We start from the raw sequence: 19555 nt of genomic DNA, 5'->3' as shown, positions 1-19555 counted from the left end.
AACAACGTCAGTTCTCCAATCTGTCGGAGCGGATGGAATATTCGAGCACGGTGAAGCCGAAGGGGTTGGTCCAGACCTCGTCGATGGAGCGGCGGGTCTCGGGGCGGAACTCGAAAAGAAGCGTGGCGGTGAAGAGGCCCGTCTGGACCCCGTTGATGGATGTCAGGCGCTTGCGCAGGCGGACTGTGGCGCGGTTGGTGCCGATGCGATTGATACTGAGGATTTCCACATCGAGCCGGGCATTCGGGCCATAGACCGTGGGCGGGTAGTTCTCGTTGGCGCTGTTCCAGATTTGGCGCAACCCGCCCTCGGCAGCGCCGTCCGAGCGGCGCAGAACGCTGCGGATGCGCAGATCGTTGTCGAGCTGGTTATAGACCTCGCGGTCGGTCACGTAACGGAAGACCTCCGCCTCAATAATGGCCTGGTTGGCAGTCACCGACGTCGCGCCCACCGAGGCCTCGGGCAGGGCAAAACCTGTCTCGGGATCGTAAGGCACGACCACAGGCGGCGGATCGACATCAAGGATGGCAACGGCCGCGGCGCTCAGGCATCCGAGGATGCCGAAAATGAGCCCGATCAGCCCAAGGCGCTGCCAAAGCCGTTCGCGGCGCAGCGCGCCATAGACCAGCTCTTCTTCGATAATTTCCTTTTCACTCGCCACGCGTCACACCCCTGAATCAGTCTGCCTGCAGGTCCGGCAGGGTGAAATCCATGAAGCGCTGTTCTTCGGCGATCGTCGCGGCATCGATCACGCCGCCCGTGCCGTCGCCCACGGTCTGCACCGCTTCGAGCTGCCACATGGCGACCAGCGCAATGGCGAGCTCCGCTGTCACGCGCGTGTTGAGATCGATGCTTTCCTTGAGTTCATCCATGTCGTCGATGAGCCCGACAAGACGGTCGACCCGTTCAAGAGATTGGCCTGCATCCTCATAGCTGTTCTGAGCCGCCGCCGAGACGAGCGCACCGGTTGTGGCTTGCGTCGCCACGCGGTTCGCGCCGGGATTGCCGCTGGTGGCCATTTCCGAAAGCGTATCGTCGTCAAAGCCGAGATCAGCCAGCACCCGGTCCATCTGGGTTTCGATCTCGCCGGCACCGGAGCCAGAGAGGCCAGAGAAGTCACCCGTCTTGATGGCTTCGATGGTGGCGAGGATGTCTCCGAACTCCTGGTCGAGCAGGCCGTTCAGCTCATCCTCCATCTCGGTGCGGATGATTTCCGGCAGTTCGGCGAGACGGGTAAGAGCTTCATATGTCCGTTGCAGCTCCGCGAGTTGGTCCGTGAGTGTCGCAAGCTGTTCGCGGAGCTGCGTCAGCTGCTCGTTTTGCAGGATCTCGTCTTCGATCATCTGCCGGAGCTGCTGGATGTTTTGCGCGATGTTCTGGGTGTCGACCACGGGTACGCCCTGCGCTGCGGCAGGGGAGAGGGCGCCGAGATGCAGGCAAGCCCCAAGCGTTGTGGCCAAGGCCGTCCTCACGAGTAAATCTCTCATCAGTCTATCTCCCTGATCGTGAATTCCATGAACGCGCCCTCGGCCATGCGGGCGCTGGCCTGTGCCAATTCCTCGGCCGAAAGCACGCGGGTCCGCGCCGCTTGAAGACGAATACGCGCGGCGACGAGACGCACGAGTTCGGCGCGGGCATAGGTGTTGAGCGCGATGCTCTCCTGCACATCTTCGGTCGTGGAAATCCGCTCGACGATATCCGCAATGCGCAGGGCGGCCTGCCTGATCGCAGCGGGTGAGTTGTTGCCATAAAAGGCCGCCCCATGACCCGTGAGGGAGAGGTTTGCATTGGCCAGAAGCGTGGGGTCGATCGTCCCAAGCGCTTCGATCCCTCCGATGCGGCTTAGGTAGAGATTGTAACGTTCGGGGATGACCTGGACGTAGTGCTGGGTCTCGGCGAAGGGCGGTACGCCCCCATATTCGAAGACACGGCCGGGTCCGGCGTTATAGGCCGCGAGCGCGTTGATGATATTCCCATCGAAGGTGTTGAGTTGGGTGGCGAGATAGCGCGCGCCGCCATGCACCTGCAGGTAGGGGCTGTCGTAGTATTCCGGGTTGATGCCAAGATCGCTGGCGGTGCCCGGCATAATCTGGGTAAGGCCAAAGGCCCCGACCGGCGAGCGTGCGCCGATGGTGAACCGGCTTTCCTGCCAGATGAGCGCTTGCAGCAAGGCCCGCCATTGAACCGGGGAGAGGCCCGCGCGCCCCACGCCCGCAAACCCGCTGGTCTCCTGGGCGACGCGGATGATGAGCTGCTCTATGTTTTCCGCCGCATCCCCGAACATCTGTGCGCCGCCGGGATTGGGATCGATTTCGCCACTTCCGTAGACAGCTTCAACGGAACGGTCGGGATCCCCGCTCCCGCTCTCAAGCCCTGAGACCATCGCCGGCAGGCCCTGTCCGCCAAAACTTGTCTGGGCATCGAGGATGCGCTGCAGGGTGGCCAATTGCTCCCGTTCGATCTCGGCGATGAGTTCACGCACGGAAAGCTTGTCCGCTTGAACGGCGAGGTCTGCCTCGCGGTCGCCGGTCTCGACGATATCACGCGCGGTCAACCCGCTGTCATTTGTCGGCACACCTTGGGACAAGGCGAGACCGGGCAGCAGGCAAAGGGCCAAGATATGGGGCAGCTTAGACCTCAACGTCACCCTCCGGCGCGCCGAGGGGCGTGAAAGTGCAATCCGGCGCGACAGGGGCCGTCGAGGCGAGGAAGGTAAAGCAATTGGCCTGCGGTTCCTGGTACTGGGCGCAGGAGGCCAAAGCGCCGAGTGCGGCGAGAAGCAACAAAATGCGGATCATGAAAGCCTCCAAAAATCTGGGCGGTCGCGGTAGTCGGCACCGACGAGCGCCTCGCCTTTCTCCATTCCGCCGAGGATAGTGAGATTGGGTCCGAGCGCGCTCAGATCGGCATCAACGACAATGGAGCCCTGATCATCGCGGATGAGCGCAAGGCGGCTGTCGCTGCCGGTGTTGAGAAGCACGTCGAGTTCCTTCTCATAGAGATTGAGCATCGCGTAATCGGACGCATGGGCACGGATGTTCGGGAGGAGGATCTGCGTCGGCACGGCCTCGACGATGGTCTTGCCGGTCCGAGTACGCTCGAGCTGGCTGGCATATTGCGTCATCATCACCGCGACGGTGTTCTGCTTGCGCGCGGTCACGAGCCAGTTCGACAACCGCTCGGCGAAATAAGCGTTGTCGAGCGCCTTCCAGGCCTCGTCGATCACGATGATGGTGGGGCGGCGGTCTTCGATCTCGCGCTCGACCCGGCGGAAGAGATAGGAGAGGACGGCCATGCGTTCCTTTTCCGCCTCGCTGTCGAGAATCCCGGTGAGATCGAAACCCACCACGTCGCCTTCGAGCGAGAACGTATCTTCGAGCGTCTGCCCGAAAATCCAGCCATAGCGGCCCTCTTCGGTCCATTCGAGAAGGCGCTGGTGCAGATCGCCGCCATCGTCAGTGGACACGAACAGCGATGCGAAATCCCGCCAGTTCCGCAGAGCGGGGTTTGTGGCCTGCGCGTTCTGGCGGACGACTTCCTGGATGCGGTTGGTCTGCGCAGGCGTGAGCGGTTTGTCGGCGCGATATAGAAGCGTGGCGAGCCAGTCCGAGAGCCACGCCGTGCCACGCGCATCAGTTTCCGTCCAAAGAGGATTGAGGCCTGTAGGCTGCCCGGCTTTCAAAGACGCATAGCGCCCGTCATTGGCGCGGACCGCCATCTCCATACCGAGACGGTAATCGAAGACGAAGATCCGCGCCCCTGCTCGACGGGCCTGCGTCATGAGAAAGGCTGAGAGGACTGATTTACCCGATCCGGGCCGACCCATGATCAGGGTATGCCCGCTTGTCGGTTCTTTGTCGGGGCTGCCTTGCTCGTGATAGGAAAACCGGTAGGCGCTCTGCTCGGGCGTGGGCAGATAGGTGATGACCTTGCCCCAGGGTGTTTTCTCGGCGGGTTTGCCCAACTGGGTCCGGTGGAATGCCGCAAAATCCGCGAAGTTGCGGTTGGTGATTGCACTGGCGCGGACACGTTTGGGCTGGTTGCCGGGATGCTGGCTGAGGTAATGCGCCTTGGCCGCGACCCGCTCGCCGATCATCTTCACGCCTTCGGCGGCAGCGGCGTTGACGATCTCGGCGCTGAGCGTTTGCAGCTCTTCGAGCGTGTCGCAGAAGAGCGTCACGACCATGTGGTGCTCGCCGAAGCTCTGGCGTTTGGCCTCGAGATCATCGGCGGCAACGTCGAGCGCTTCCATGAGTGAGAGGGCCGCGTCCTGGCTGGCCTGCATCTGGCGCTTTTGCCGCTTGATGCGACCCGCCATGAGGTTCGAATTGATCGGCGTGAAGGAATGCGTGACGATCATATCGACGGGCAGGTTCAGCATATCGAACATGGTGCAAGAGGTGGCCTCGGAATATTCCCCGATGGTAAAGCTCTTGCCATAGCGATGTCCCACGACGCCCTCGGAGAGCTCGAAGTGATCCCCTTGAAACGTCACACGGGTGTTGGCGACGTTGAAGGACAGGAAGCCGTAGGTATTGGTCGGGTAAAGCGGCAACTCCTGGCCGGTGTTGAGCGCGCCCAGAAGGCCGATGAGTTCGCCACTTTCGGCTGTAAGCACGCGCGGGTTCAGCTCCATCAGGCCTGACACGAACACACTCACGGCCTCGCCCAGACGACGCAAGCGCTTCTCGGTTGCTTCCTTGAAGCGATCAGGGGCGCTGCGATTCAGGAAGGGCAGGACGCTTTTCGGGGACGGGCGGTGAATGACCGTGAGCGTCAGGGTTTTGTCGCGCAACCCGCTGTTTTCAAGTTTCGCACGCCAGAGCCGGTCGACTTCTCCTGCAAAACTGTCCTCGCGCACAAGCTCAAGGTCCGGCGTGATCGCCTTTGAGACCTTGTGGACGTAGTAGCTGAACTCCGGCCCCAGTTGCGCAATGATCCGGGCAAAGAGCGCGGTCACCTTGTCGAGATAGGCATCATCTGTCGTGTAACTGTTGACCCCGTCGAGCCGGATGCACTGGAAAAGTTCGTTCACCCGCGTCCGCACGGTGCGGTCATCGACCAGGCTGACGTAAGGAAGCATATGCGCGAGGCGGGTCTCGCGTGCATACCAGTCCGGCGTCATGGTCCGGGGATCGAGGGTTTCATCCAAGGCTGTATTAGGGCGCATAGCTGTCCCCGCCGTGAATGGAGCGGTTGCGCGTCGGTGGGGTTTCCTGCAGCGCCGTCATCATCACGTCGATGAAGCGCGGGTCCCAGTCCGCGGCCTTCCAAAGCAATGGGTAGAGCAGGGCGGCCACGCCCAGCACTACGATGTGCTGGATCCAGACGAAGAGCAGCACCGAGCCAAACAGCCAGACCATCGCATACATGATGGGCAGGCCCAAAAGCTTGGGCGGTCGCACGAGACCCAGAAAGAGGGGCGAGCGCTCAGCCACCGGCAAAGACCGCGGCAACGATGGTGGGCGCGGCGGCGACACCGGCGATGCCGACTAGCACCCAGAGGGCCTGGCGCAGATCGATGATATTGAAGAACCAGCTCAAGAAAACGCCCAGAACGGCGAGCGTCGCGATCACAACGCCAAGCGGGCCGGTCAGCGCATCCACGATGCCCTGCAAAAGGCTCTGGATCGGCGAGAGATCGATGCTTTGGGCGAGGGCCGGTTCAGCAACGAGCAGGAAGAGCGCGAGCGACGCAACAAACAGGTGAGATATGTGCTTCATGAATTTGATCCTTCCAATCGGGCCACGACGGCCATGACACGGGCCACGTGGTTCTGGGTTTCTCTGTAGGGGGGAATGCCGCCATACTGGCGCACTGCATCCGGTCCGGCGTTGTAGGCTGCGAGCGCAAGACGCGGATCGCCGAACGTTTCCAGCATCATCGCGAGGTAGCGGGCGGAGCCGTCGAGGTTTTGAAGGGGATCGCGCGGGTCGACGCCCAGATCCCGCGCTGTCGCGGGCATCAATTGACCAAGGCCAATGGCACCAGCGCCCGAGATCGCATCCTGCCGGTAGGCGCTCTCGACCTCGATATTGGCACGGTAGAGAGTCAGCCAATCACGAACCGAGAGATCCGTGCGCCGAAGCCCGGGATGCCCGGCGTAGCGAAGCGCGGTGGCCTCGATGGCCGCCAGAACATCGGCGCGGGGCAGGGGAGCAGGCCGCGCTAGGGATGCCATCTGCACTTCGTCTGGCCCAAGGTCAGTCTCGCCGAGGATCGCCAGCTCATCTGAAGCGGACCCCTGTCCGATGCCGGCATTGTAGTTGCGGGCAAAGCTGTCCTGGGAGCGAGACGGGGTCAGAGAGCCATCGCTCTCCATGACCAGTACCATCTGCGCAGTGACGGGACCCGTCAGGAACCAGAAAAGGAGAAGGCTACTTGCTGCCGCCCTTGTCGGTCGCAGCCAGCTTGTGCGTTGTCCGCTGACCTTCCTCGAGCGGCACATCGGCATGGGAGAAACCGATCCCGATGAGGAAGGACACCACGCCTGTGATGGTCTTGAACTCGCGGATCTTGATGTCGTTATAGGTCGTCCGGGTACGGGCAGTGACCAGCAGCTTTTCCACGCCTTCGTCAGAGACGACGCGCATGATCCAGACCCCGTAATAACTCGGGCCCTTCTTGTGTGCCGACTCCTGGCACAGGATTTCAGCGCTATAGCCACTTTCCACGAGCTCGCGGAAACGTGCTTCCGTAACCACATTTGGTGCTTCGATGTCCCAGTTCATGGCCCGGCTCACGCTTTCTTCAAACGCGCAACACCCGGGCATTCCCACTTGAAGCCCAGAGTTACGATAGTATATTATTAACCGCAAGATATAATGCGGCAGATACGGCTGTATCTCGGTTACTCAAACTCTAGGCCCGGCCATTGGCGTCTATCAAGGAAAATAGGGGTTTCAGAAACCTGCGGTTGAGCCGATGGGTGAAGATGCAGGCTGTGGCCTTGCTGATGCTCGTTCCGGTCGCAAGCGACGCCGGGTCATGCCTCGCCCCCGTCCGGCCTTTCGTCCCAAGCGATTCGCAGGCCGCCCGAGACTACGCCGACATCATCCGTCGGGACTTCGAGGTCTACATCGCGGACATTCAGGACTACTTTCGCTGCCTCGAGCAGGAGCGTGCGCGCGCCTTCGAAGAAGCCCGCGAAGTCAGTCAAGACTATAGTCGGTTTCTGGAACTGGTGGGGGACTGATGGGCGATTGGGTGTGCATCAGGATTGCACCCAACGGAAGCAAGACGCCGATAACACCCTCAAATATCTACTTTTTAGATAACAGATTTCATCCGCTAGCGACGTCACAAAAGGTATGTGACGCGTGGCGAAAACAATCAGAACAAATGGCCAGTTGGCGCTCGTCCGTGCGTTGGTTGATGCACGTCAGAATGCGGGTCTCAGCCAGCAACAGTTGGCGGCGAAGCTCAAACGCCACCAGTCGTTTGTGGCACGTCTCGAAAGCGGGGAGCGTCGTATCGACGTCGTGGAATTTACAGTTCTTGCGAGGGTCATTGGCTTTGACAAAAATGAAGTCCTGTCGATCGTCGAAGCCGCCACGGAGCCCGACCACAAGATTTGAAAGCAATGTAATTTTGGGACGCTCGGCTTTGTGCGTCCCCAAGTGAAGTGAGCTCCTCAAGAAAGAGCGGTTAGCCAACATCCCCCAAGCGCGGCATGCGGTGCAGGCGAGCACCGCAACTCGTCACGCTGCAAAATCAGAGCCTCAGTGCAGGAAGTCAGTAAACAGTGAACGATGAAAAAGGTGAGGGCGTCGCGATCGCCAATCTGATCGGGACCGATGGGTGCAGTGTTGTTGGTTGGGTGTATCGCTGGAGTACAGGCGGGCATGCGGTGATGTGGGACGTCCACGGGCCCCAGCCGGTGTCGGATATCCGGCCGGATCTCACTGCGGAACAGAAGCAGGAAATTGACTTCGACGCGCTCACGCAGATCGGAAGAGACGAGGGCGGGTGAGGTGAGAACCCGCACTGAATGCCGAAATGCCAATTTGCTTGTGGACCGCGACGGGTACGCGGTGCCTCGTACAAGTCAAAAAAGCCGAGCTCCGTGGCAAGCCAATACGGTGGCAGGTCAGTAGTTCACCTGCTCAAAGCCGTAGTTGCCCTCGTAGTCGCGCCAATCGACGAACACGGATCGATGATAGATACCGGGGCAATTCTGGCCCCAGCGTTCGAGGCCGATATGGGCGGAAGGTAGGGCGCTGATAGAAGACCTCTGCCAAGCGAAGTCACCTTGGGTTCCGTATGTGCCGAGGACCACGGTGGCGCTACGATTGCAGTCGCCGTCACGTCCGGATTCGTGCTGCCGCGCATAACGAACATCAAAGACGCGGATGGACCGCACGAAGTTGAACTCAGGTCCGCTGATATCGATGTCCGCGCGATCTTGAACGAGCCGGAGGGCCTGGTCGGCGGAAACAAGGTAATCTGGGGCCTCTGGGGTGCGCCAAGCAGCCGCAATAAGGTCAGCGGTATCGCGCGCTGGAAAGGATTGTCGCGGCCCAGTGCTGTTGTTCTGGAAGAACGCTTCAAAGATGCGGTCTGCGCTGTTTGACGCCGGAGGGGTCTCGTAGGACGCGCCCATTGGACAGCGCCAGATTTGAAGCGGAGGTTCCACCGGCCAAGGGGTAATTCGTCGGATGAATTCGGCGCGGGCTCGGGCGCACGGCACGGAAGCAGGCCAGCCACCAGACAGGCAAAGGAGGATCGCGCAATCGATCGGATATGTCTGCGCGCGGGCGGGCATCGGCATCGAAGTACTTGTCACAGTCAAAGCGACTGCGACCGAGGGGAGGAGTTTCTTAAGTAGGTGAAGCATGCGGAGGGCTCTCTGGAACAAGGCTCAGCATACATACGATAATATACTATCGCAACACTAAGTATAAAGACGCATAATGAAGTTTATGTAAATAAATGATGGTCGCAGAGAAAGTCGACTGTTGTCTCCCGACATGCCAACCTGCTCACATGCAACGGTTCTTCTCAACCAAGATGCCGGGCGTGAATTTTGTAATGAACGTCTTGGTCTTCAGCCTAATCGGTCTCCTGCCGGTCTTGCTCGTTTATGTCATGCGTGCGCCTGGATTTGCTTCGGCATTGATGGACGGTGGACCGGCGCTATCACGATTTCTCAGGCAGGTTCTGACGAATGGCCTACCGGTCATCTTTATCGTCAACTACGTCGGCTTCTTCCTGTTTGCGATGTTGAAGGCGAAAGACACCAATAGCCGTGATCCGGCGGTATTCATTCTCTTCGATGTGATAACTCGCGTCGCTCTTTTTCTCGTTCTCCACGCCTTCATTTACGTGCTTTCCGCCAGTTGGTTCGGCTCTTTTGGAGGCAGTCGGGCGACGGCTCTTTCAGTGGTTGCGCCCACACTGGCGCGGTCAGCACTCATTGAAAACATATCCGGAGTCTACCTGTACGCCACTTTGGTAAGTGCACTGCCGCTCTATGTTACGGCAGCCGGAAAGTCGGCAATCCTGAGACCAATCTTTGATCTCTTCCCAAAGAAAATGGGCGCGGTTTCGGTTGCTCTCCTTGCTTTTTTGTCGGCCGCTGTGTGTCTGACGGCTACTGCAGCCGTCATCCTGCGTCTCCTGAGCTAGACTGCCGTCACGCTCTCATCTGAGCGGGACGCGCGCCAAGCTTTGGCAAGAGCCAGGATCCAGAGCCCTGCAAGAACGAAACTCCAAAGCGCGTTCCAACTCGCCATCGACAGGCTCAGAAATTCCCACGCGACTTCGTCACACATCACCAAGGTTGATGGAGCGGATGATGCGGAGGGCAAAAGGTCCGAAGCTAACAAGTTCGACATATCAAGACCAGAGCCGGTGCACGCCGTCGGACCTTCCCACCAACCTCGTTCGACGCCGGTATGGAACATCCCGATACCCGCTGTCACGAACGCGGCGGCAGCGCCTGCCATCAGTAGCAGTAAGATGGGCAAACCAACCATGAGGAGCACGCCGATAGCGATGGCGATCGCGTGAGGGTATCGCTGCCAAATGCACATCGCGCATGGTGCGTAGCCCGCTGCCTGAAACAAGAAGGCAGCCAGCAAAAGAACGGCCGATCCGCCGGCAGCGATCAAACCAAGTTGTTTCGAAGACAGCCGCATTCACTTTCCTTTCGCCTACACGCAGCTCGGCGGTCGAACTCGGTGTACCTCTCCAAATACGCGCCGCAGTTGCCGATTTCTCGGCAACTGCGCATTCATGATCAGTTCGGCATTATGGCCCCGATTGCGTACATGCCATCCTCGCCCTTGACGAGCATCAGGGTCACCTCGTCACCATCGGTCACCTCGCCCATCATCTGCGCGTTTTCCAGAACCGTCATATCCATCGTCATTGCAGGCCAGCCGATCTCGGGAATCGGGTCATGGCTCACGTTGGCCGTGCCGTCGCCGATGGAATTGATCACGGCCTTTGCGTGAACTGCGCCCTCCATTTGTTCGGCGGACATCGGCATGTCCGAATGATCCATATTGTGGTTCATTTGTGCGATAGCCCCTGTCGCGGACAGGGTCAGAAGTGCGAGACTTGCAGTCAGTATCTTCATGAGAAGCTCCATTCTTGAGGTTTGTGCGTTCGATTATTCGGCAGGCAGTGCTGCATCGACGGGCTGCTGAATTGGGGACGTGATTTCGCGGTTAACGCGTTTCAGCGCGAGCCGTTTCCAAATCACGAATATGGAAGGAATGACAAAAAGCGTCAGCAGGGTCGCTGTCACCATACCGCCGATCATCGGTGCAGCGATGCGTTGCATGATCTCCGAGCCGGTGCCGGTGCCATACATGATCGGTATCAGCGCCGCGAAGATGGTGGCCACGGTCATGACTTTGGGTCTCACCCGAAGAACAGCTCCCTCAAAGACGGCCTCCTCGATATCGTCTTGTGTCAGCTTGCGGCCTTCGGATTGACCGAGTTTGCGTCGCTTTTCCCAGGCGAGATTGAGATAAAGCAGCATGACGATAGCTGTTTCGACGGCCACGCCGGCCAGGGCAATGAAGCCGACAAGGACGGCGATCGAAATGTCGAAGCTGAGATACCACAGAAACCAGACACCGCCTGCCAACGCGACAGGAAGCGCGGCGAGAATGATGCCAACTTCGATCACCCTATTGAACGCCATGAACAACATCAGCGTGATGATCATAAGCGTGGCGGGGGCGACGATCGCCAGCCGGTCCTGCATCCGCTCGATGTACTCATACTGCCCGGACCATGTCAGAGAATATCCGGGCGGTAGACGCACCTGATCGGCCACGACCCTCTGCGCCTCGGCGACATATCCGCCGAGGTCTCGTCCTGCGATATCGATAAACACGAACCCCGTGCGCCGAGCGTTCTCTGATCGGATCATGCCCGGACCATCCACAATTCGAACATCGGCCAAGGCGGTCAGCGGCACATGAGCCCCCGATGGGGTGACAACGGGCAAGTTTTCGAGGCGTTCGGGGCTGTCGCGCCACGCCTGCGGATAGCGCAGGTTAATCGGAAAGCGCTCCAGCCCTTCAACGGATTCCGATACCTGCATCCCACCGATGGCGGTTTGCACCACATCCTGAACATCCCGCACGCTCATCATGTATCGCGCTGCGGCGTCGCGCTTGACGTCGATTTCTATGAAGCGCCCGCCTACCGGACGCTCCGCATAGGCGGAGGCAGTTCCCTCGATATCCGACACGGCTCGTTCCACTTCGATCCCGATGTCTGTGATGACGTTCAGATCAGCACCCGAAATCTTGACACCAACCGGCGTTCGTATCCCGGTGGCAAGCATGTCGATCCGGTTCTTGATCGGCTGGATCCAGACATTGGTCACGCCAGGGATCTGCACAGCCCGATCAAGCTCATCGCGAATTTTTTCCATGGTCATGCCAGGGCGCCACTCAGCTTCTGGTTTGAGCTGGATCGTGGTTTCCACCATCGTGAGTGGTGCAGGATCGGTCGCTGTCTCTGCGCGCCCCACTTTGCCGTGCACAGTTTCGACCTCTGGGATTGTAGCGATCAGGCGATTGGTCTGCTGCAGGACCTCGCGCGCCTTACCGATCGACACGCCCGGGTAGAAGCTTGGCATGTAAAGGAAGTCGCCCTCATTCAGCTCGGGCATGAACTCGGACCCGAGCCGTTGGTACGGATACCACATTGAAGCCACGAGGGCGCCGGCAAGCAAGGTTGTCGCCCACGGCCAGGCGATGGCTGCGTCGAGAAAGGGACGATACAGGAAGACCACCAATCGGTTCAGTGGGTTTTTGCGCTCGGGCAAAATCCGGCCCCGGACAAAGTAACCCATCAAGACCGGAACCAGTGTGATCGATAGGATCGCGGCGGCGGCCATCGCGTAGGTCTTTGTATAGGCCAGCGGGGCAAAAAGCCTGCCCTCCTGATTTTCCAGCACAAAGACAGGCAGAAAGCTGACCGTGATGATTGCCAAGGAGTAAAAGAGGGCCGGACCGACCTCAGAGGCGCATTCCTGCACGATCCTCCACCTGTTTTCTGCGGTAAGCTTCTCCTTCTCCAGCCGCCTGTGCATCGCCTCGATCATCACGATCGACGCATCGACCATGGCTCCAATGGCAATCGCTATGCCGCCAAGCGACATGATGTTCGCATTCACACCCTGCGCTTTCATCAGAATGAAGGCAGCGAAGATTCCGAGGGGCAACGACAGAAGGATCACCAGTGATGAGCGCAGATGCAGCAGAAAGGCCGCACAGACGAGGACGACGACAACGAATTCCTGCGTCAGCTTCTTCTTGAGATTGTCGATTGCGCGTTCGATCACGCCGGACCGGTCATAGGTCGTGATAATCTCGACACCTTCCGGCAGGTTCGGCCGCAACTCTTCGATGCGGGCCTCCACCGCTTTGATGGTCGCAAGGGCATTGCCACCCCATCGCATGATGACCACGCCGCCAACGGCATCGCCTTGCCCGTCAAACTCTCCGACGCCGCGGCGCAATTCCGGTCCTAGGCGAATGTCAGCAACGTCGCCGAGGGTCAGAGCAGCTCCACGCTCGTTGATCATTAGGGGGGCGCTGGATAGATCAGAAAGCTCATCGATGTATCCGGACGAGCGGATCATGAATTCTGCTTCGCCCATCTCGATCACGCTTCCGCCGGTCTCTCGATTGGCCGCTTGTATCGCGTTCCTGAGTTGTGTCAGCGTGATATCGTAGGCCCGCAATTTGTTCGGATCGACGACGACCTGATACTGTTTGACCATGCCGCCAATTGTTGCCACTTCAGACACACCGTCGACAGCCTGCAGTTCGTATTTCAGAAACCAGTCCTGCAGCGTTCTCAGTTGCGCGAGATCGTGTGTGCCGGTTCTGTCGATCAACGCATATTGGTAGATCCACCCGACCCCGGTGGCATCCGGGCCAAGCTGAGGGGACACTCCGTCCGGCAAGCTCCCGGTGATCTGCCCAAGATATTCGAGGACGCGGGATCTTGCCCAATACAGGTCCGTGCCATCTTCGAAAACGACATAGACAAAACTGTCACCAAAGAAGGAAAAGCCGCGTACATCCTGTGCGCCAGGTACCGCCAGCAACGATGTGGCGAGCGGATAGGTGATCTGGTTTTCGACCACTTGCGGCGCCTGCCCCGGATAAGGGGTGCGGACGATCACCTGCACATCGGACAGGTCCGGTATCGCATCGACCGGTGTCTCGCGGATGGCCCAGATGCCTGCGACACCCATCATGACGGCAAGGACCAGAATAACAAACCTATTGGCCAGCGAGGCGCGGATGATCGCCGGGATCACTGGGTAACCCTCCCGTCACGGACAACATCGATCAATGTCATCGAGAAATCCGGGTTGCGCCGCAGGATGAGCGTGACGTCCGTTCCCACTGTGAGTTGGGAAATCTCGAGCTCCTCAGCCAAGGGAAAATCCATCGTCATTCCGGGCATGCCGATATCGGTCATCGGCCCATGGGTGATGTTCGCCGTCCGTGATTGAGCATCGATGGAGTTGATTTGACCTGAAACCTGCATGGGCGGTGCCACGGGTTCGGCCGCTGCCAGCACCATGTTCATGCCGTCCGGGCGCGCGAAAGTGAGCACCATCTCCACATCTGTCATCAAAGCGGCAGCGTCGAGTGACGGATCAATATCAAAGGCTATGGTCATGCCAGGCATGCCGATATCGGTCATCGGTCCATGGGTGATCGTGGCCTTTGAGGCGTCTGTATCGACACTATCGATCGTGCCTGAGACCACGATGGGCGGTGCCGCAGCTGCCTCAAGCTCGACATCAGACAAGATCATGTTCAAGCCATCCGGCCGTGCAAATGTGAGGGTCATTTGGACGCCGGTTTTCAGCGATGCCATGTCCAAGCCCGGATCGATGGGGAAATCCATGGTCATGCCTGGCATTCCGATCTCAGCCATGGGCCCGTGGGTGATCGTTGCGGTTCCGGAATGCAGATCGAGGTCGTCGATGGTGCCGGACACCATGATCGGCGCCGCGGCATTTGTTTCAGCCGCTTCCACCTCTTCGGGATCGGCGCCCTCGGCGCGGACCGCGACTACGGAGAAAAGGCCGCCATCACCTGCCGTGAGATCGAATTCGATCGGCGCATCGAGGGGCACGGTCTCGAGATCAACCCCCAACACCGGCAGGTCCATCGTCATTGCGGGCCAGCCAAGCTCTGGGATCGGGCCGTGCTCCAGCGTTAGCTTGCCATCCGACGTCACCGCGCGTGCAATCCCAGTGCCGGTACCGGCAATTCCATCATCTGGCGCAAGTTCGGTGAGGCTCAGGAGTCCATCGGCGCCACGGGCCACGAGAAACGCGACTGCCTCCCCCTCCTTTAGCCGATCCAGGGGAACATCGGCTCTCACCGGGAAGTCGGATGTCATCGCTGGCCAGTCAAGGCTTTCCAGGGCATCATGCTGCACGGTTGCCACCCGATTCTCAGGATCGAGAGCAACGAGAACACCGCTGCCCCGCGCCGGGTCGGCATCCGTTGGCGCCATGCGCGTGAAGCCTGCGCTCAAAGCGCTTTCGCTGTCGATCAGGAACTGTGCGGAGGCAACGACCTCTTCACCCGGACCCAGGCCCTGAAGAATTTCTGTCCGCCCTCCTTCTCCGAAACTGTCCCGGAGACCGGCAGTCACCAATCTCGGTCGGAAGGTCCCCTCCCCTGTTTTCAGGATGACGCGCTCAGCCGACCCTGTCCGTATTACGGCCTCAGATGGCACTGTCAGGACCGTCCGGCTTTCGTTGGGCCTGAGACTGACACTTCCGAACATTCCGGGGCGGAGCACGCCATCGGAATTGTCAAACCTCAGTCGAACAGGAAGCGTTCGTGTTTGGGGATCGAGTTCAGGATAGATGTAGTCGATGTCGCCTTCAAACACGCGCCCTGGCAAGTGTTCGAACCGAGCGATGGCCCGCATATCCTCAGACAGCCGGGCAATATCACGTTCAAAGACATCTACAATGAGCCAGACCTTCGACAAGTCAGCGACGGAGAAGGCAAGCGTTCCAGGTTGCAAATACATGCCATCGGCCGCATTCAGGGCGATGACCACGCCGTTCTGTGGTGCTTCGATCTCGATGTTGCGAACCAATTCGCCGCCCGCCTCGATCTCCGCAACCTGGCGGGCGGACATACCGTGGCTCATCAGCTTGTTGCGCGCCGCATCCAGAATGCGGGGGTCACCATCTTCGACAGCGCGAACAAGATCACCCGTCGCGGCTGCGATGAGTGGAGAAAAGAGCTCGAAAAGAACCTGCCCCCCGGCAACGCGGTCTCCGACCGCTCGGACCTTAAGCCTTTCGACCCAACCTTCTACCCGCGTATGCACATGACTGGTCAGATGTTCGTCATACCCCACGAAACCCACAGTCTCGATCCGAGGCTGCACTTCACTCATGCGGGCGACCGCCGTGCGTACGCCGATTGCGTTGATTTCGGCCGCGTTCAGTGTGACCTCGGCAGGATCACCAGATGGTTCCTGTCCGGCATAGACTGGAATAAGATCCATCCCCATGGGCGACTTGCCCGGTCCTGGTTGACGGAAATTTGGGTCCATGGGCGCAACCCAATAGAGAATCTCGGGGCCTTCAGATCCGCCTTGCACCGCTGGATTCAGGTACAACCGCTCAACGTAAACCCCACCGCCAAGGCCAGCTGCCAAGGCAAGAACTGAAAGTGCCGCGTATCTTCCACGCATAAATATCGTCTCCTGACGGCTGCATTGGATGCAGCGATCGATTGGTCAAACAGCCCGCATATGCGGGCACCGAAACGTCAGGAGTGTCGGGGCGGGCGATCGGGCACGAGGGGCTCACGGGATACATGAGCCCTGGAGAATGCGGCCCGTGTTGGCGCCGTAAACGCGGTTTCTTCAGACCGATGATCCAGATGTTGCTGGTAGTCCATGACACAGCAAAGACCGGTGTGGCACCCGTCGCCGTGTCCTGCGTGAGCGTCCGTTTGCCGCTCGCCATTGTTTTCGGGGTGGTGCGCGTGAATGTGGTTGGACACTTCTCCCACAGAAGCGATGTACAGGCCGCGCTCCACGCCGCTGATCTCTCCATCAAACGGCATTGCCTGCGTTCCGACGACGGTGATCGTCAGACACACACAGGCAAGACATGCCGATCGCAGGAAAAAGAACGCGTTCCAAACCATATGCGAGAAATAGCGCTCTTCAGAAGTTGCGGCAATTGGAGCGGGGCTGAAAGATTGTATCAGTTTGTAAAGTTGACCTTTTCCAAGGCTTCACACTACGAACTTAAGGGGACACGGTGAGATCAGGCTTCAGATGGATTCCAAGAAACGGTCAACGCTTCTGACGATCGGTGCGATCATCGCAGGGTACGCCGCCCTGCGCACAGTTCCCTCATTGTTGCCGGAAAAACTGGAATTGCAGGCACTCGATAGACCAGAAGGATTTCGTAAGTTCGTTGCGGGTGAGACGTCAGGCGGCTTCGATCCTTTCGTAGGCCTGGGCACGGCGGACAGCACCGAAGTGGCGGCGCAGAAAGCCGCAGCCTTGGAGCGCGTCTCCGATAATATTTGCTCGGCCCTTTATGGTGGTCTGACTCCCACGCCTACGCAGGTCCCGATGGCGTCGTTCTCGGACTACTATTGCCCCTTTTGCCGCGTGCAAACCAAACGGTTGGCCGACATGACGAGCGAGATGCCAGACAAGATCGCAGTGGCTTGGCATGAATTGCCGCTCCTCGGCGACAGCTCAAATCTTGCGGCCAAGGCAGCTCTGGCGGCGAAACGGCAAAATGCCTATGTCGCCTTTCATGAACGGCTGATGAAATCCCCTTTCCAGGCAACGCCAGAATATCTCTCGCGCCTCGCCACTGATCTTGGCGTCGATGGCAGCCAATTGATCACCGACATGGAGAGTGCCGAGATCACGCGCGAGCTGGAAGACAGTGCAGCGCTTGCACGCGTGTTCGCCTTTGTCGGCACGCCGGCCCTCGTGATCGGCCGCACTGTCGTCCAAGGTCAGATCAGCGACAAAATGGTTCGGGAAATCATCGAGTTGGAGCGCGAAGAGGGTTGGCAGAATGTTTGTAAGGCTGCTTAGGCTGCAAGGCTCGCCCCGGGAAGTCCTGGCGTTTCTCGTCAATCGACTGTGGAGGCAACATGGATAGGCGGTGCTTCATCCTGCTTGCATCGACATGGGTCATGGGGCCGCAGGTCGTTGCGGCCGCCACGCGCGAGATCTGGTCGGCTGCCGAGACGGCCGACGCATTGGCGCAGAACAGGATTTCCCTGATTGATGTTCGATCGCGCCCCGAATGGGTGGAAACGGGCGTCGCGAAAGCCGCATGGCCGATCAGTATGCACGAACCCGTGTTCGAGCAGCGCTTGTTCGCCGCACGCGATTTTTCAGGCGAGAAACCCATTGCGCTGATCTGCGCCACCGGGGGGCGCAGCGGCCGTCTTTTGAGCGCCTTGAAACGAGCCGACTACACGGGCTTCATCGATGTCTCGGAAGGCATGCTGGGATCACAGAAGGGGCCAGGCTGGATCGCACGCGGATTGCCCGTGACGGATCTGGAGGCGGCCTTGGCCAGCCTGCCTGGCGTACTGCGTTGACTGCATGCACACCCAAATGACGGTCCGAGTTTTTCACCTCGGGGCTTGGCTTCTGCTCATCCTTATCGGTTGCGTGGGCATCTTCCTATCCGATGCCGCCAACGCTGCCGAATCCGAGAGCTTTTCAAACCCCGCCGTCACGGCGCGTCTGATCTCGGCCGAAGACGGGATTGCGCCGGATGCCGCCTCCGTCTCACTTGGGTTGGCCTTGGAGTACGGCGAGGGCTGGAAGGGATACTGGCGCACCCCCGGCGAGGTTGGCTTGGCACCGGAGATCAACTGGTCGGGTTCGACCAACCTGAAATCCGCCGAGCTACTCTGGCCCGCGCCGGAACGGTTCGAGGCCTTCGGGATCGAAAACTTCGGCTATTCCGGTCAGGTTGTCTTGCCGATCCGCGCGAGACTTGAGGACGACGGCCACCCTCTGGAACTGCGTGCCCGCGTGTCCTTGCTGACATGTTCGACTGTCTGTGTGCCCCATGACTTCGAACTTTCACTCGCCCTGCCACAAGGCATCGGGATCGATACAAACTCGGCTCGCCAAATTGCTACTTATGCCGATCGCGTTCCCGCGGTACCCGAGAACAGCGACATCAGGATATCGGTCACGGCCCTCGATGCGCGCGACTCGGCTCTCATCGTTGTGGCAACGAGCGACACACCGTTCGGTGAGGTCGACGTGTTCCCGGAATTCGGACCCCTTGTGACCTTTGGCAAACCAGATATCCGGTTGGATCGCGATAGAACGGAACTCTGGGCACAAATACCGATCAACGCCTGGACCGAAGAGCATGCAGAGCCTTCGGTGACGATCACAGACACCGCACGTGCAATCACGGCGCCGATCACGCTTACCTCAGATCCCCCTGCCCCACCGTTTTCAAGCGCGAACCCTCGAACGAGTGTGCTGAAGGTCGTGGCGGTGGCCGCCATCGCCTTTCTCGGTGGTCTGATCCTGAATGTCATGCCCTGCGTGTTACCCGTTTTATCGATCAAGCTCACATCCGTTTTGAAGGCAACCGGTCAAACCCGGCAGATGACGCGCAACGGATTCCTGTTTTCAGCCTTGGGGGTACTGACATTTGTCTGGGCGCTTGCGGCTGCCTTAGTGTTTCTTCAATGGATCGGAGTATCCGTCGGCTGGGGTATACAATTCCAAAATCCGGTCTTCGTGACGCTGATGTTCATGGTCATCGTCGTCTTTGCCGCCAATCTCTTCGGTGCATTCGAGATAACCCTGCCCGCGGCCCTTCAAGACCGCCTGGGTGCCAGCAATGCCAGAGCCGGGTACATCTCAGACTTTGGCACCGGACTGCTTGCGGCCATCCTCGCTACGCCGTGTTCCGCCCCGTTCCTCGGCACCGCGATCACCTTTGCGCTCGCGGGTACACAACTGGACGTGATAGTGATATTCACGGCGCTCGGTCTTGGACTGGCCCTCCCC

At 59.4% G+C, this 19555-nt stretch carries 22 protein-coding genes; 8 read left to right on the top strand and 14 right to left on the bottom strand.

Annotation, left to right across the window (positions count from 1 at the left end):
* Nucleotides 1-7: 7 nt before the first annotated feature.
* The 9 genes from ACZ1G0_RS15930 to ACZ1G0_RS15890 are packed head-to-tail and all read right to left on the bottom strand — an operon-like array spanning nt 8 to nt 6732.
* Complete coding sequence (locus ACZ1G0_RS15930; protein WP_472737919.1) at nt 8-661, bottom strand: VirB8 family type IV secretion system protein; 654 nt, start codon at nt 659-661, stop codon at nt 8-10.
* A 16-nt stretch (nt 662-677) separates the two neighbouring features.
* Nucleotides 678-1487 carry a type IV secretion system protein gene (locus ACZ1G0_RS15925; protein WP_472737918.1) on the bottom strand — a complete coding sequence of 270 codons (810 nt, stop codon included), beginning with the start codon at nt 1485-1487 and terminating at the stop codon, nt 678-680.
* Complete coding sequence (locus tag ACZ1G0_RS15920; protein ID WP_472737917.1) at nt 1487-2575, bottom strand: lytic transglycosylase domain-containing protein; 1089 nt, start codon at nt 2573-2575, stop codon at nt 1487-1489. The genes ACZ1G0_RS15925 and ACZ1G0_RS15920 overlap by 1 nt, the downstream gene beginning before the upstream one ends.
* Nucleotides 2576-2630: 55 nt before the next feature.
* Entirely contained in the window at nt 2631-2798 is a 168-nt protein-coding gene (locus ACZ1G0_RS15915; protein ID WP_472737916.1) for a hypothetical protein, read from the bottom strand.
* Nucleotides 2795-5125, bottom strand: coding sequence for a VirB4 family type IV secretion/conjugal transfer ATPase (locus ACZ1G0_RS15910; RefSeq protein WP_472737967.1), 2331 nt, complete (start codon nt 5123-5125; stop codon nt 2795-2797). The genes ACZ1G0_RS15915 and ACZ1G0_RS15910 overlap by 4 nt, the downstream gene beginning before the upstream one ends.
* 34 nt (nt 5126-5159) lie before the next feature.
* Entirely contained in the window at nt 5160-5438 is a 279-nt protein-coding gene (locus tag ACZ1G0_RS15905; RefSeq protein ID WP_472737915.1) for a VirB3 family type IV secretion system protein, read from the bottom strand.
* Nucleotides 5431-5724 (bottom strand): TrbC/VirB2 family protein, encoded by a 294-nt coding sequence (locus ACZ1G0_RS15900; RefSeq protein ID WP_472737914.1) that lies wholly within the window; start codon nt 5722-5724, stop codon nt 5431-5433. The genes ACZ1G0_RS15905 and ACZ1G0_RS15900 overlap by 8 nt, the downstream gene beginning before the upstream one ends.
* The gene (locus tag ACZ1G0_RS15895; protein WP_472737913.1) at nt 5721-6335 is read right to left on the bottom strand and encodes a lytic transglycosylase domain-containing protein; all 615 of its coding nucleotides are present in this window, start codon (nt 6333-6335) and stop codon (nt 5721-5723) included. Before ACZ1G0_RS15895 ends, ACZ1G0_RS15900 begins: the two co-directional genes overlap by 4 nt.
* Nucleotides 6336-6378: 43 nt before the next feature.
* A complete protein-coding gene (locus ACZ1G0_RS15890) occupies nt 6379-6732 on the bottom strand; it encodes a hypothetical protein (protein ID WP_012187165.1) in 354 nt (117 codons plus the stop codon).
* A gap of 203 nt (nt 6733-6935) precedes the next feature.
* Here ACZ1G0_RS15890 and ACZ1G0_RS15885 point away from each other — a divergent pair, with 203 nt between their 5' ends.
* From ACZ1G0_RS15885 to ACZ1G0_RS15875, 3 genes are all read left to right on the top strand, one after another.
* Nucleotides 6936-7196 (top strand): hypothetical protein, encoded by a 261-nt coding sequence (locus tag ACZ1G0_RS15885; RefSeq protein ID WP_472737966.1) that lies wholly within the window; start codon nt 6936-6938, stop codon nt 7194-7196.
* Nucleotides 7197-7320: 124 nt separating this feature from the next.
* Nucleotides 7321-7578, top strand: coding sequence for a helix-turn-helix domain-containing protein (locus tag ACZ1G0_RS15880; protein ID WP_068241761.1), 258 nt, complete (start codon nt 7321-7323; stop codon nt 7576-7578).
* 167 nt (nt 7579-7745) lie between these two features.
* On the top strand, nt 7746-7973 hold the full coding sequence (locus ACZ1G0_RS15875; RefSeq protein WP_472737912.1) for a hypothetical protein: 228 nt from the start codon (nt 7746-7748) through the stop codon (nt 7971-7973).
* A gap of 117 nt (nt 7974-8090) precedes the next feature.
* Here ACZ1G0_RS15875 and ACZ1G0_RS15870 read toward each other — a convergent pair whose 3' ends face one another.
* Nucleotides 8091-8837, bottom strand: a complete 747-nt coding sequence (locus tag ACZ1G0_RS15870) for a hypothetical protein (RefSeq protein ID WP_472737911.1) — start codon at nt 8835-8837, stop codon at nt 8091-8093.
* A gap of 149 nt (nt 8838-8986) precedes the next feature.
* Here ACZ1G0_RS15870 and ACZ1G0_RS15865 point away from each other — a divergent pair, with 149 nt between their 5' ends.
* Complete coding sequence (locus ACZ1G0_RS15865; protein ID WP_472737910.1) at nt 8987-9628, top strand: hypothetical protein; 642 nt, start codon at nt 8987-8989, stop codon at nt 9626-9628.
* Here the strand turns inward: ACZ1G0_RS15865 and ACZ1G0_RS15860 are convergent.
* From ACZ1G0_RS15860 to ACZ1G0_RS15845, 4 genes are all read right to left on the bottom strand, one after another.
* Nucleotides 9625-10140, bottom strand: a complete 516-nt coding sequence (locus ACZ1G0_RS15860) for a disulfide bond formation protein B (RefSeq protein WP_093454931.1) — start codon at nt 10138-10140, stop codon at nt 9625-9627. The genes ACZ1G0_RS15865 and ACZ1G0_RS15860 overlap by 4 nt on opposite strands.
* A 101-nt stretch (nt 10141-10241) precedes the next feature.
* On the bottom strand, nt 10242-10583 hold the full coding sequence (locus tag ACZ1G0_RS15855) for a copper-binding protein (RefSeq protein WP_013959881.1): 342 nt from the start codon (nt 10581-10583) through the stop codon (nt 10242-10244).
* A 33-nt stretch (nt 10584-10616) separates the two neighbouring features.
* Nucleotides 10617-13799 (bottom strand): efflux RND transporter permease subunit, encoded by a 3183-nt coding sequence (locus ACZ1G0_RS15850; protein ID WP_093454932.1) that lies wholly within the window; start codon nt 13797-13799, stop codon nt 10617-10619.
* Entirely contained in the window at nt 13796-16219 is a 2424-nt protein-coding gene (locus ACZ1G0_RS15845; RefSeq protein WP_472737909.1) for an efflux RND transporter periplasmic adaptor subunit, read from the bottom strand. Before ACZ1G0_RS15845 ends, ACZ1G0_RS15850 begins: the two co-directional genes overlap by 4 nt.
* A gap of 182 nt (nt 16220-16401) precedes the next feature.
* On the opposite strand from ACZ1G0_RS15845, the gene ACZ1G0_RS15840 reads away from it, so the two are divergent.
* The 4 genes from ACZ1G0_RS15840 to ACZ1G0_RS15825 all read left to right on the top strand — a co-directional run.
* Entirely contained in the window at nt 16402-16800 is a 399-nt protein-coding gene (locus tag ACZ1G0_RS15840; RefSeq protein ID WP_472737908.1) for a hypothetical protein, read from the top strand.
* A 13-nt stretch (nt 16801-16813) separates the two neighbouring features.
* Complete coding sequence (locus ACZ1G0_RS15835) at nt 16814-17596, top strand: DsbA family protein (RefSeq protein WP_093454935.1); 783 nt, start codon at nt 16814-16816, stop codon at nt 17594-17596.
* Between the two features lie 101 nt (nt 17597-17697).
* A complete protein-coding gene (locus ACZ1G0_RS15830; RefSeq protein WP_244525676.1) occupies nt 17698-18111 on the top strand; it encodes a rhodanese-like domain-containing protein in 414 nt (137 codons plus the stop codon).
* 4 nt (nt 18112-18115) lie between these two features.
* A partial coding sequence (locus ACZ1G0_RS15825; protein WP_472737907.1) for a protein-disulfide reductase DsbD domain-containing protein occupies nt 18116-19555 on the top strand: 1440 nt, incomplete at its 3' end.

This window comes from Thalassobacter sp. HA4-2 (assembly GCF_055693705.1).
Note: the sequence above shows the minus strand (reverse complement) of the source record. Positions and strands in the feature narration are given on the sequence as shown.